12 protein-coding genes and 1 tRNA gene are annotated in these 12,767 nt (G+C 71.0%); 8 read left to right on the top strand and 5 right to left on the bottom strand.

Annotation, left to right across the window (positions count from 1 at the left end):
- Positions 1-37 precede the first annotated feature (37 nt).
- Positions 38-1,660, top strand: coding sequence for an acyl-CoA dehydrogenase family protein (locus P5G50_RS15535; protein WP_301212117.1), 1,623 nt, complete (start codon positions 38-40; stop codon positions 1,658-1,660).
- 10 nt (positions 1,661-1,670) lie between these two features.
- Here the strand turns inward: P5G50_RS15535 and P5G50_RS15530 are convergent, their stop codons facing one another.
- Positions 1,671-4,181, bottom strand: a complete 2,511-nt coding sequence (locus tag P5G50_RS15530; RefSeq protein WP_301212118.1) for a glycosyltransferase — start codon at positions 4,179-4,181, stop codon at positions 1,671-1,673.
- A 61-nt stretch (positions 4,182-4,242) separates the two neighbouring features.
- On the bottom strand, positions 4,243-4,764 hold the full coding sequence (locus P5G50_RS15525; protein ID WP_301212119.1) for a MarR family winged helix-turn-helix transcriptional regulator: 522 nt from the start codon (positions 4,762-4,764) through the stop codon (positions 4,243-4,245).
- Between the two features lie 85 nt (positions 4,765-4,849).
- On the opposite strand from P5G50_RS15525, the gene P5G50_RS15520 reads away from it, so the two are divergent.
- From P5G50_RS15520 to P5G50_RS15510, 3 genes are all read left to right on the top strand, one after another.
- Positions 4,850-4,921: transfer RNA gene (locus tag P5G50_RS15520), tRNA-Gln, on the top strand.
- A gap of 33 nt (positions 4,922-4,954) precedes the next feature.
- Entirely contained in the window at positions 4,955-6,409 is a 1,455-nt protein-coding gene (gene glmU, locus P5G50_RS15515) for a bifunctional UDP-N-acetylglucosamine diphosphorylase/glucosamine-1-phosphate N-acetyltransferase GlmU (RefSeq protein ID WP_301212120.1), read from the top strand.
- Complete coding sequence (locus P5G50_RS15510; protein ID WP_301212121.1) at positions 6,410-7,387, top strand: ribose-phosphate diphosphokinase; 978 nt, start codon at positions 6,410-6,412, stop codon at positions 7,385-7,387.
- Positions 7,388-7,393: 6 nt separating this feature from the next.
- Here P5G50_RS15510 and P5G50_RS15505 read toward each other — a convergent pair whose 3' ends face one another.
- Complete coding sequence (locus tag P5G50_RS15505) at positions 7,394-7,744, bottom strand: hypothetical protein (RefSeq protein ID WP_301212122.1); 351 nt, start codon at positions 7,742-7,744, stop codon at positions 7,394-7,396.
- Between the two features lie 101 nt (positions 7,745-7,845).
- The gene (gene gndA, locus P5G50_RS15500; protein ID WP_301212123.1) at positions 7,846-9,303 is read right to left on the bottom strand and encodes an NADP-dependent phosphogluconate dehydrogenase; all 1,458 of its coding nucleotides are present in this window, start codon (positions 9,301-9,303) and stop codon (positions 7,846-7,848) included.
- Positions 9,304-9,404: 101 nt separating this feature from the next.
- Between gndA and P5G50_RS15495 the strand changes: the two genes are divergently transcribed.
- The 3 genes from P5G50_RS15495 (at position 9,405) to pth (ending at position 11,296) form a co-directional block, all read left to right on the top strand.
- Positions 9,405-9,920, top strand: a complete 516-nt coding sequence (locus tag P5G50_RS15495) for a gluconokinase (RefSeq protein WP_301212124.1) — start codon at positions 9,405-9,407, stop codon at positions 9,918-9,920.
- Positions 9,921-10,072: 152 nt separating this feature from the next.
- Complete coding sequence (locus P5G50_RS15490; RefSeq protein ID WP_301212125.1) at positions 10,073-10,690, top strand: 50S ribosomal protein L25/general stress protein Ctc; 618 nt, start codon at positions 10,073-10,075, stop codon at positions 10,688-10,690.
- Between the two features lie 9 nt (positions 10,691-10,699).
- The gene (gene pth / locus P5G50_RS15485) at positions 10,700-11,296 is read left to right on the top strand and encodes an aminoacyl-tRNA hydrolase (RefSeq protein ID WP_301212126.1); all 597 of its coding nucleotides are present in this window, start codon (positions 10,700-10,702) and stop codon (positions 11,294-11,296) included.
- Between the two features lie 87 nt (positions 11,297-11,383).
- On the opposite strand, the gene P5G50_RS15480 is transcribed toward pth, so the two are convergent.
- Positions 11,384-11,959: a hypothetical protein gene (locus tag P5G50_RS15480; RefSeq protein WP_301212127.1), complete on the bottom strand. Its 576-nt coding sequence runs from the start codon at positions 11,957-11,959 to the stop codon at positions 11,384-11,386.
- Between the two features lie 94 nt (positions 11,960-12,053).
- Here P5G50_RS15480 and P5G50_RS15475 point away from each other — a divergent pair, with 94 nt between their 5' ends.
- A complete protein-coding gene (locus P5G50_RS15475) occupies positions 12,054-12,758 on the top strand; it encodes an alpha/beta fold hydrolase (RefSeq protein ID WP_301212129.1) in 705 nt (234 codons plus the stop codon).
- Positions 12,759-12,767 lie beyond the last annotated feature (9 nt).

Below are 12,767 nucleotides of genomic sequence, written 5' to 3'. Positions count from 1 at the left end.
GGGCGACGGGCGGTCTCTCCCACTAGACTCCACCGCCATGAGCACTCACGACGTCGTGAACCAACCTCCGCCGCGCGTCGACGTGGACGAGTTCGCCGCCGACGTGCCGCTGCGCGAGGCGGTCGCGCGCTACGACGCCGACTGGGCGCTCGGCGAGCTCGGCGCCGTCGGGCGGCACGTCGGGTCTGCGGAGTTCCAGGCCGACGCCGAGCGTGCGAATGTGCGCGAACCGCAGCTCCGTGCCTTCGACCGCTGGGGGAACCGCCTCGACGAAGTGGAGTACGACGAGAGCTACCACCGCATCCTCGCCTCCGCCGTCGCCGTCGGCGCGCACACCTCGGCCTTCGACGACCCGCGGCCGGGCGCCGCGGTCGCGCGCGCAGCGACGTTCATGCTGTTCGCGCAGGTCGAGCCGGGGCACGCCTGCCCGGTTTCGATGACGCATGCGGCCGTGCCCGCGCTGGCCGCCGACGCCGACCTCGCCGCCGAGTGGATGCCGCGGCTGCTCAGCCGCGAGTACGACGGCCGGCTCGCCGCGGGCAAGGCGTCCGCGCTGTTCGGGATGGCGATGACCGAGAAGCAGGGAGGCTCCGACGTGCGCGCGAACACCACGCGCGCGCTCGCGGACGGCGCGGGACGCTGGCTGCTCACGGGCCACAAGTGGTTCTGCTCGGCGCCCATGTCGGATGCGTTCCTGGTCCTTGCGCAGACGTCGGCAGGGCTGAGTTGCTTCCTCGTCCCGCGCGTGCTGGAGGACGGCACCCGCAACGTGTTCCTGGTCCAGCGCCTCAAGGACAAGCTCGGCAACCGCTCCAACGCGTCGAGCGAGGTGGAGTTCGACGGGACCGTCGGCTTCCTGCTGGGGGAAGAGGGCCGCGGCGTCCGCACGATCATCGAGATGGTGAGCCGCACGCGCCTCGACTGCGTGCTCGGCAGCGCTGCCGGGATGCGGCAGGGCGTGGCGGAGGCGGCCTGGCACGTCCGCCACCGGTCGGCGTTCGGCGCCCGCCTGGTGGACCAGCCGGCGATGACCGCGGTGCTCGCCGACCTGGCGCTGGAGTCGGAGGCCGCCACAGCGCTCGCCCTCCGGCTCGCCCGCGCCCACGACGCCGACGCCTCCGAGCAGGAGGTCGCCTTCCGCCGGCTCGCCACCGCCGTCGGCAAGTACTGGGTGTGCAAGCGCGGCCCCGGGCACGCGGCCGAAGCCCTCGAATGCCTGGGCGGCAACGGCTACACCGAGGCCTTCCCGCTGGCCCGGCGGTATCGGGAGCAGCCGGTCATGGCGATCTGGGAGGGCTCAGGGAATGTGATCGCGCTCGACGTGCTGCGCGCGCTCGGCCGCGAGGCGGCTCCCCGCGAGGCGTTCGACAGCGAGCTGGCGGCTGCACGCGGCGTCCACGCGGCCTTCGACGCCCACCACGACCGGCTGCGCATCCGGCTGCGGGAGGCGGCGGAGGTCGACGGCGCACTCGCCCAGGCCCACGCTCGCTCGCTGGTGGCCGCGCTCGCGGTGGCGCTGCAGGCCTCCCTGCTGATCCGGACCGCGCCTCCCGCGGTCGCCGACGCGTTCGTCGCCGGGCGTCTCAGCCCCGACCGCGGCGCGCTCTACGGCGAGCTCCCGGCCGGCGTCGACACCGCCGCCCTCATCGCCCGGGCTTGACGCCGCCGGCCTACTGCTGAACCGGCTCCCGCACCGCCCCGATCGCCCGGTAGAACTCGCCGACCGCCTTGCGGTTGTACGCGACCGGGTCGAAGCGGCTCTCCGGCACCTCGCCGCGGAGGTACGCGCGCATGCCGTCCGCCACGCCCTCGTCCGTCTGCGGAACAACGAGGCCGCTGCCCGCGGGCAGGGCGTTCTTGGCGGAGGCGAACTCGACCGTGACGATCGGCAGCCCGAGCACCAGCGCCTCCAGCAGCACCATCGGCTGGCCCTCGTAGTCGCTCGAGAGCACGAAGCAGTCGGCGTGCGCCATGATCGCGTGCGGGTTGCGCTGCATGCCGGTGAGGAAGACGGAGCCCTGGAGGCCCAGCTCGGCGACCAGCGCCTCCAGGTCGTCCGCGAGCGGACCGGAGCCGACGATCACCAGACGCGTTGCGGGGTTCTCGGCGTGCACCGACGCGAAGGCGCGGATGAGGCGCGCCTGGTTCTTCTCCGGTGACAGGCGGCCGACATTGACGAAGGTCTCGATGTCGTCGTCGGCCATGAGCGCCTCGGCCCAGTCCGGCACGGCGCCGGTCTCCTCGTCGAAGGTCAGCTCGTGGAGGTCGCCCGCCGCGTTCTCGACGATGTGCTCGGCGTCGACCGTGTTGAGCGCCGACACGAACTTCTCGGGGGCGGCGTACTCGGCGAGCGACGTGCGGTTGATCTCGGCGAGGGTCGGGGAGACGGACACCAGGTGGTCGTACTGCCCGTAGAGCGTGAACAGCTGGGTGAGGCTGTGCAGCATCCGCTTCTGGCCGTTGACCTCGCGGTGCGCGTCGGAGGCGAGGTCGTTGTGCAGCCAGATCGCGCGCTGGGCGGCGGGGGAGTGGAGCAGCAGGGTCGCCCAGAACGGGCCGTACCCGGAGAAGTCGACCACGTAGTCGAACCGGCTCTCGCCGAAGCAGCGGTACCACTCGTCGTCCCAGAGCCGGTTCTGCGCCGGCACGTCGGCGTGCTGCGCGATGCGGCCGCGCCGGAAGTCGAGGTGCCGGGCGAGGTGCCGCAGCTTCGCGCCGTTCATGCCGCCGACGCGCGGGAACTGCCGCACGGCCGGGTTGATCAGCTCCTGCTTGGCGAGGCTCGCGCGCGAGCGGCTCTGGGCGAAGAACGCCGACACGTCGTAGCGGTCGTGGTCGAGGTTGTTCAGCAGGTTGAGGGCGGAGGTCGTGATCCCGTTCGGCCGCATCCCGCCCAGGTAGAGCAGGATCTTCTCGCGGCCGTCCTCGGCGAGGTCGGAGCGCAGCCGGTAGCCGTCGCGCACACCCCGGAACACGATGTCGACCACGCGTGCGGAGGCGGCGCCGTCCTCGTACGGGGTGAACCGGCGCTGCATCGAGAGGTAGCGGTCGCGGTGGCTCTCCGGCACGCGGTCGTCGTCGGCGGCGATCGCCGCGATGGCGTCGCCGAGCTCGAGGGCGGAGGCGAAGGTCGGCCCGGGCCACTCCTCCGGCTCGAAGTACAGGCCGCGGGTGCCGGCGTAGTCGGCGAGGTCGGGCGTGAAGAAGAGGATCGGCCGCCCGGTCTGCAGGAAGTCGAAGAAGATGCTCGAGTAGTCCGAGATCAGCAGGTCGGAGGCGCCCAGCACGAGGTTGGTCGGGATCTCGTTCGGGACGAGGAGGCGTCGCAGCTCCGGCCGGTCGACCGCCAGCCTCGCGACGGTCTGATGCGTCTTGAGCAGCACCGCGTACCGGCTGGTGTCGATGCGCTCCTCGATGCGGGCGATGTGGTCGAGCAGCTCGTCGAGGTCGTCGGTGGGGCGGCCGAAGGTGGCGCCCTTCCACGTGGGGGCGTAGAGCACGATCTTGCGGTCGCCGAGAGGGATGCCGGCCTCGGTCAGCCTGCGCCGCGCGTCCGCGCGACCTCGGTCGTCGACCAGCTGGCGGTCGATGCGCGGGTAGCCCTCCTCGATGAGGGTGCCGCGGTACACGCCGGTCAGCTTGTACGCCGTCTGATACATCTGCTCGGACATGAACGGGTTGGCCGCGAGCAGGTAGTCGGCCTGCACGAAGTTGCGGATGATGTTCGCGGTCGCGAGCGCGCCGCCCTCGATGTCGTAGCCCATCCGCTTGAGCGGGGTGCCGTGCCAGGTGTTCAGGTACACCTGGCCGGGACGCTTGGAGAAGTCCGGCGGGAACGTCGCGTTGTTGACGAGGTACTGGCTCGTCGCCAGCGCGCGGTAGTACGCCGCCGAGCCGTAGCGCACGAACGAGACGCGCGGATGCCCGGCGAACTCCTCGACGGCCGCCCGGTACTGCTTGAGGTCCGAGAGCGCCCAGATGTGGGTGAGGTGCTGGAGGTCCTCCGCCGCGAGCAGCTCGCGGAACAGCGCCTCCGGGTTGTCCAGCATGCCGTTGCCCGAGAAGGACTCGTACAGCACCGAGCCGAGGACGAGCGGCTGCCGCCTCCAGTGCGCGTGGATCTCGTAGCGGGCTGCGCGTTTGGCCCGGGCGGGAAGGCGCTGGAGACGGGAGAGCTTCATATCGCCCCGATTTTATGAGAGCGGGATAACGGTCTCCTGGGAGCCCGTGGTGCGGTCCCCGTCAGTGCTCGACGTCGAACCCCAGGCTCAGCTTGCGCAGCAGCGCCGCGATGCGCTCCTGCTCGGCCCCGGACAGCGCCTCCAGGAGGTCGGCCTCGGCATCCACCAGCCGGGTGATCGCCGCGTCGACCCGGCTGAGCCCCTGCGCGGTCATCTGCACCAGGATGCCGCGGCCGTCGTTCGGGTCGGTGCGACGCTCGACCAGGCCACGCGCGACCAGGCGGTCGATGCGGTTGGTCATGGTGCCGCTCGAGACGAGCGTCTGCTGCAGCAGCGCCTTCGGGCTGAGCTGGTAGGGCGTGCCGGCGCGGCGCAGCGCCGAGAGCACGTCGAACTCCCACGAGTCGAGGTCGGAGCGCTCGAAGGCGCCGCGGCGGGCGCGGTCGAGGTGGCGCGAGAGGCGGTCGACGCGCGAGAGCACCTGCAGCGGCGAGAAGTCGAGATCGGGCCGCTCCCTGCGCCAGGCGCCGACGATGCGGTCGACCTCGTCGCGGGCGCCCGCGACCTCCTGTGCATCCGGCATCCCCCCATGCTATTGCCGGAGCGAGCGCTGATGCGGGAGGGCCGAGTGGCGGTCTGGCAGACTGTCATACGCGCGATCCGCGCGGTCCGCCTTGGTGTAATGGCAGCACGACAGCCTTTGGAGCTGTGAGGTCCAGGTTCGAGTCCTGGAGGCGGAGCGGCAGGCCCGCCACACCGACCCCGGGAGGGACATGACCGACCAGAATCTCGCCATCGTGGTGCTCGCGGCAGGGCAGGGGACGCGGATGAAGTCCGCCACCCCCAAGCTGCTGCACCCGCTCGGCGGCATCCCCATCGTCTCGCACGTGCTCGCGACCGCGAAGGAGCTCGACGCGGCGCACGTCATCGCCGTGGTGCGGCACGAGCGCGACCGGCTCGCCGACGTGATCGGCGTCGACATGCCGGAGGCCGTGATCGTCGACCAGGACGAGGTCCCCGGCACCGGCCGTGCGGTCGAGCAGGCGATCGCCGCGCTGCCCGCGGACTTCGAGGGCGACGTCCTCGTCGTCAACGGCGACGTGCCGCTGCTCGACGCCGGCACGCTGCGCGAGCTGATCGCGACGCACCGCTCCGGCAGCGCGGCAGCGACCATCCTGTCGACCTTCCCCGCCGACGCGACCGGTTACGGGCGCATCGTGCGGACCCCGGAGGGCCGCCTCGACCGCATCGTCGAGCACAAGGACGCGAGCGAGGAGGAGCGCGCGATCGGCGAGATCAACGCCGGCATCTACCTCTTCGGCCTGTCGCAGCTGCGCGACCGGCTCGCCGCCGTGACCACCGACAACGCCCAGGGCGAGAAGTACCTCACCGACGTCATCGGGCTGCTCCGCGAGGCCGGCTTCGACGTCGACGCCCTGCCCGTGTCCGAGTCGTGGCTGGTCGAGGGCATCAACGACCGCGCCCAGCTGAGCGACGCGGCCGCCAAGCTGAACGCGCTGATCGTCCGCACCTGGCAGCTCGCCGGCGTCACCGTCCAGGACCCGGCGACGACCTGGATCGACGTGAAGGCGAAGCTCGCGCCCGACGTCACGATCCTCCCCGGGACCCAGATCCGCGGCGCGACCCTGGTCGAGACCGGCGCGATCATCGGGCCGGACACCACGCTCCTCGACTGCGAGGTCGGCGAGGGCGCGACGGTCAAGCGCACGGACGCCACGCTCGCCGTGATCGGTGCCGGAGCGACCGTCGGACCGTTCTCGTACCTCCGTCCGGGAACGGTGCTCGGCGAGAACGGCAAGATCGGCACGTTCTCCGAGACCAAGAACGCGACCATCGGCGCCGGCACCAAGCTCGCTCACTTCAACTACGTCGGCGACGCGGAGGTGGGGGAGCAGTCGAACCTCGGCGCCGGCGTCATCACGGCCAACTACGACGGCGTGAACAAGCACCGGACGACCATCGGCTCCCACGTGCGAGCGGCCACGAACACGGTCTTCGTCGCGCCGGTTAGGATGGGTGACGGAGCGTACACCGGGGCGGGAACGGTGGTCCGGAAGGACGTGCCTGCCGGATCCCTCGCCATCACCGTCGCGCCGCAACGGAACATCGAAGGCTGGGTCGCCGAGAAGCGGCCGGGCACCGACGCCGACAAGGCCGCGCAGGCGGCCCGCGCAGCGGACGCCGGCCGCGACGAGAGTGGAGAGTAAGTGTCAGGGATCACCGCGACCGGCCAGAAACGACTCGTTCTGATCTCGGGGCGCGCGCATCCCGAGCTGGCCCGCCAGATCGCCGAGTCCCTCGGCAGCGAGCTGGTTCCGACCGACGCCCGCACCTTCGCCAACGGCGAGATCTACGCCCGCTTCGACGAGAGCGTGCGCGGTTCTGACGCGTTCGTCATCCAGTCGCATACGTCGCCGATCAACGAGTGGCTCATGGAGCAGCTCATCATGGTGGATGCGCTGAAGCGTGCGTCGGCCAAGCGGATCACCGTGGTCGCGCCCTTCTACCCGTACGCCCGCCAGGACAAGAAGGGCCGCGGCCGCGAGCCGATCTCGGCCCGGCTCGTCGCCGACCTGTTCAAGGCCGCCGGCGCCGACCGCATCATGTCGGTCGACCTGCACGCGGCGCAGATCCAGGGCTTCTTCGACGGCCCGGTGGACCACCTGTTCGCCATGCCCGTGCTGCTCGACCACATGCGCCGCGAGCTCGATGCGTCGACCCTGACGGTCGTCTCGCCCGACATGGGCCGCGTCCGCGTCGCCGACATCTGGAGCGACAAGCTGGGAGCCCCGCTCGCGATCATCCACAAGCGCCGCGACCCGCTGGTGCCGAATCAGGTCTCGGTGCACGAGATCGTCGGCGACGTGAAGGGCCGCGTCTGCCTCCTGGTCGACGACCTGATCGACACCGGCCGCACGATCGTGAAGGCCGCTGAGGCGCTCAAGGAGGCCGGCGCCACCGGCGTCGTCGTCGCCGCCACGCACGCGGTGTTCAGCGACCCGGCGGTCGAGCTGCTGCAGAGCGACGTGATCGACCGCGTGGTCGTGACCGACACCCTCCCGCTTCCGGAGCACAAGCGCTGGGACCGCCTCACCGTGCTGCCGATCGCGCCGCTGCTCGCGGACGCGATCCGCGAGGTCTTCACCGACGGCTCGGTCACCTCCATGTTCGACGGCGCCGCCTGACCGCGCTCAGCGCAGGGCGTGCGGGGTCGAGGGGATGAGTCCGAGGGGAGCGACCCAGGTCGCGTCGCCCTCGGTGTTGAGCGCGTAGCACTGCCACCCGGGTCCGACCGGCCCCATCAGCTCGAACCGGGCCGACGACCCGACCGAGTCGGGCTCGTAGTGGCGGGCGTAGACGTCGCAGGTGTACCCGGCGGTGCTCGTCTGGATGCTGATCGTCAGCAGCACCCCGGGCAGCACGAGCGCCACCAGCGCGACGACGACGAAGACACGGGTCGCGATGGTCATGGAGCGCCCCCGCAGCGGCCGCTCACCGAGCGGCTCGTACTCCGCCAGCTCGGGGTGGTCGTCGAACGTCACCCTCCGAGTCTGCAACGCCGTAGCCCGCGAGTACAGGAAAAATGCCCCGGATCCAGCAGATCCAGGGCATTTTTCCTGTGCTCGGCGGCTAGCGGCCGGGGCTAGTGGGTCGAGGGCTCCGTCTCGATCTCGGTGCGGTCGCCGCTCCAGAGGGTGTGGAAGACGCCGTCCTTGTCCACGCGCTTGTAGGTGTGGGCGCCGAAGAAGTCGCGCTGTCCCTGGACGAGAGCGGCGGGGAGGCGCTTGACCGCGAGCGAGTCGTAGTAGGACAGCGCTGCGCCGAACCCCGGGACCGGCACACCGGAGAGGGCGGCGGTGGCGACGATCCGCCGCCAGGCGGCCTCGCCCTCGCGGACGGCGTCGGCGAAGTACGGCGCCTCCAGCAGGGTGGCGATGTCCGGGTTCTCGTCGTAGGCGTCGGCGATGCGGTTGAGGAACTGGGCGCGGATGATGCAGCCGCCGCGCCAGATCTTCGCGATCTTGTCCTTGTGGATGTCCCAGCCGTACTTCTCGGCGCCGGCGATGATGGCGTCGAAGCCCTGCGCGTACGCGACGACCTTCGACGCGTAAAGCGCCTTCGAGACGTCGTCGGCGAAAGCGGCCACGTCCGACGCCTTCTGCACGTCGGGACGCGACTGGATGGTCGCCTGCACGGCGGCGCGCTGGTTCGGCTTGGAGGATACGGCGCGGGCGAACACGGCCTCCGCGATGCCGCCGACCGGGACGCCCAGGTCGAGCGCGTTCTGCACGGTCCAGACGCCGGTGCCCTTCGACCCGGCCTGGTCGAGGACGATGTCGACGAACGGGTTCCCGGTCTCGGCGTCGACCTGGCGGAGCACCTCCGCGGTGATCTCGATCAGGTACGACTCCAGGTAGCCGTTGTTCCACTCCGCGAACACGTCCGCGATCGCAGCGGGTTCGAGGCCGCCGACGGTGCGGAGCAGGTCGTACGCCTCGGCGATGAGCTGCATGTCGGCGTACTCGATGCCGTTGTGGATCATCTTCACGAAGTGCCCGGCACCGTCGGTGCCGACGTGGGTCACACACGGCTCGCCCTCGGCGACGGCGGCGATCGAGGCGAGGATCGGGCCGAGCGTCTCGTACGACTCGGCACTGCCGCCGGGCATGATCGACGGGCCCTTGAGCGCGCCCTCCTCACCGCCGGAGATGCCGGCGCCGACGAAGTGGATGCCGGTCTCGGCGACCCGCTTCTCCCGGGCGATGGTGTCGTGGAAGTTCGCGTTGCCGCCGTCGACGATGATGTCACCCGGCTCGAACCGCTCCACCAGCTGATCGATCACCGCATCCGTACCACGCCCGGCCTGGACCATGATGATCGCCGTGCGCGGCGTCGCCAGCGACGCCACGAAGTCATCGATCGACTCCGACGCCACGAACCCGGCCTCCGGATGCGCGTTCACCAGCTCCTCGGTGCGGGCATACGTGCGGTTGTACACGGCGACCGTATTGCCCTCCCGGGAGGCGAGGTTGCGGGCCAGGTTCGACCCCATCACCGCCAGACCGACGACTCCGATGTTGGCCGTTGCTTCCTGTGACACGTGCTGCTCCTTCGTGCTGGACGGGGTGCCTCTCACCCTAGCGGCACCGTGTGAAGCGCTGCCGAAGATGACGCCATGCGGTCCACGGCATACTTGACCGGGTGGAAGAGGGAGGTCCGGTGGAGCGTCCGCTGATCGTCGTCATGGGGGTGTCCGGTTCGGGCAAGAGCACCGTCGGGAGGCTGCTCGCCGAACGGCTGGGCACGCCGTTCGTGGACGGCGACGACCTCCACCCCGCCGCCAACGTCGCGAAGATGGCCTCCGGCATCCCGCTCACCGACGAGGACCGCGCGCCCTGGCTGGCCTCGGTCGGCCGCACCCTCGCGCAGTCGGGCCCCGAGGGGATCGTCGTCGCCTGCTCCGCGCTCAAGCGCCGTTACCGCGACCTCATCCGGGCGGAGGCGCCTGGCGCGCTCTTCGCCGAGCTCGACGGCGCTCCGACGCTCATCGCCGACCGGATGGGCGCGCGCACCGACCACTTCATGCCGCCGACGCTGCTCTCGTCCCAGCTCGCGACCCTCGAGCCGCTGCAGCAGGACGAGGCGGGCATGCGTGTGGACGTCACCGGCAGCCCCGGCGCGGTGGCCGACGCGATTTCCGGTAGACTGACTCACTGAACTTCGGCGAGGGGTGCTCCGGCACCCGTAATCGACGCGGTGGAGCAGGCTACGCAGTCTTTCCTCGCGCACTTCGATGCGCTCGAGTCGAACACAACCCATACTGCGAGCCCCGGCTCGCTCGATCGCCGGCATGCCGGCAAGGAGTCACCATGGCAGACGAGTCCAACAAGGTCGCCGCTGAGCGTCGCGACAGCTTCGGCAAGGGCGCGGCCCGCAAGATCCGCGCGGCCGGCAAGATCCCCGCGGTCATCTACGGTCACGGCACCGACCCCGTGCACGTCACCCTCCCCGGCCACCAGGTCAGCCTCCTGCTCCGCAAGGCCAACGCCGTGCTCGAGCTCGACATCGAGGGCACGAGCCAGCTCACCCTCGTGAAGGACGTGCAGAAGGACCCGGTGCTGCAGATCATCGAGCACCTCGACCTGCTGGTCGTCCGCCGCGGCGAGAAGGTCACCGTCGAGGTGCCCGTGCACGTCGAGGGCGAGCCGTTCTCGGGCACCATCGCGGTGCTCGACATCCCGACCATCAAGCTCGAGGTCGAGGCCACCCACATCCCCGACCGCATCGTGATCGACGTCACCGACGCGGAGGAGGGCACCCAGTACCACGCCAAGGACTTCGCGCTCCCGGCCGGTGCCGCCCTCGCCGAGGACGAGGACCTCCTCATCCTCAACATCGTCGTCCCGGCCGCCGCTCGCGCCGAGGACGAGGAGGCCGCCGAGTCCGGCGACGCCGCCGAGGCCGCCGACGAGTCGGCCGCGGAGTAACCCTCCTCGATGGACTCCCGTCACGACGACGGACCCTGGCTCGTGGTCGGGCTCGGCAACCCCGGGCCCGGCTACGCCGCCACCCGTCACAACGTGGGCCAGATGGTCCTGGACGAGCTCGCCTCGCGCGGCCGCCTGACCTTCAAGACCCACAAGACGAACGCGACGGTCGCCGAGGGGCGTCTCGCCCCCGGCGGCCCGCGGTTCGTCCTGGCCAAGCCGAACACGTACATGAACGTGTCCGGCGGGCCGGTGTCGCAGCTGCTGCGCTTCTACTCGCTCGATCCGTCGCACCTGATCGTGGTGCAGGACGAGCTCGACATCCCGTTCGACACCCTCCGGCTGAAGCACGGCGGAGGCCACGGCGGGCACAACGGCGTCCGCGACGTGATCGCGGCGATCGGCACCGGCGACTTCACGCGCGTGCGGGTCGGCGTCGGCCGCCCGCCCGGATCGCAGGCCGCGGCCGACCACGTGCTGAAGGCGTTCAGCGCCGCCGAGCGCACGACGCTCCCCATCCTCGTCTCCGACGCGGCGGATGCGGTCGAGCAGATCGCCACCGAGGGCGTCACAGCGGCGCAGAACCGCTTCCACACCGCCCGCTGATCATCGGGCTCGGCCTACATTCGTGCCGAATGCGTGTTCTCGTGCCTTCAAAACGTACATTCGTGCCGAATGTGTGCTGGCGAGGCGTCAGGATGCTGCTGCGGTGACCGCCAGTGCGACGAAGTAGACCACGAACGACAGCAGCGGGGCGAGCGCGGCCACGACGATCGCGACGACGCCGAACGCACGCCCGCGCCGCGTGGCGACCGCGATGATGCCGAGCACGATGGCGAGGATGCCGGCGATCGTGCCGAACAGGATCTGCGCACCGATCACGATGCCGGCGGGGGCGACGGCATCCGCCTGGTCGGGCGTGAGGTCGCGCGTGTCGAAGGAGAAGCTCGCGTCGCCGGTCGTTGCGTACTGCCCGAACGTGGTGCCGACGATGATCGAGGCGATCACCGAGAGCACGATCACGGCGAGCGCGATGAGCATGGCGATGAGCCCGAGGGTGCGCGGCCGCGCCTCCCGCTCACCGGGCTGTCCCCAGCCGGCCGGGGCGCCATACTGCTGCTGAGAGTACGGCTGCTGCTGACCGTACGGCTGCTGCTGCCCGTACGGCTGATGCTGCTGGCCGTACGGCTGCGGAGGCTGCCCGTACGGACCCTGCTGGCCAGGAGGCGTCGGCGGGACCGCTGGCTGGAACGGCGGGACGTCGGACATGCTGGCCTCCTCACCGGCGACTCTCGCCGGATGCACAGCCAGAGCGTAGCGGAAGCCCTGCCCCTCCGCAGGCGCGAGGGTTACCGTTCCTGGCATGAGGCTCCACACGCGCGAATGGGGGAGCGGCGACCGTTACGCCGTCCTCGTCCACGGCGTCATGTCGGACTCGCGCACCTGGCGCCGCGTCGGCCCCGAGCTGGCGCGCCGCGGCTACCACGTGGTCGCCGTCGACCTGCGCGGGCACGGGCACAGCGCCCATGCCGACGAGTACACCGCCGAACTGATGGCGGCCGACGTCGTCGAGACCGTGCCGACCCGGCCGGACCTGGTGGTCGGCCACTCGCTCGGCGGACTGACCGTGAGCCTCGCCGTCGAGCGCCTCGACCCGCGGCGCGCGGTCTACGTCGACCCCGCCTTCTCGTCGCCCGCCTCCGGCTGGTTCCAGCGGATGCTCGCGCCCGCCTTCCTGCGTCAGCTCGCGCGGCGGTCCGCCGCCCGCATCGCGAAGGTGAACCCCAAGTGGGACCCGGCCGACGTTGCCATCGAGGTCGAGTCCTTCCGCGTCTTCGACCGCGCGGTGCTGCCGTCGCTGGTCGCCCCGGGTGCGCTGCGGGCGCCGGATACCATGGCCGTGCCGTCGCTGGTCGTGCTCGCGGACCGCTCGCGCCTGGTCGGCCCGCAGCTCGCCGACCGGCTGCGCGACGACGGCTTCGAGGTGCGCGTGGTCGCAGGCAGCGGGCACGTCGTCAACCGCGACGATCACGACGGCTTCATGCGGGCCCTCGACGGGTGGATCTGACAGACGCGA

The sequence above is a fragment of the Leifsonia williamsii genome (assembly GCF_030433685.1).
GTDB classification, from domain to species: Bacteria; Actinomycetota; Actinomycetes; order Actinomycetales; family Microbacteriaceae; genus Leifsonia; species Leifsonia williamsii.
This window is presented reverse-complemented; position numbering and strand designations above follow the sequence as displayed.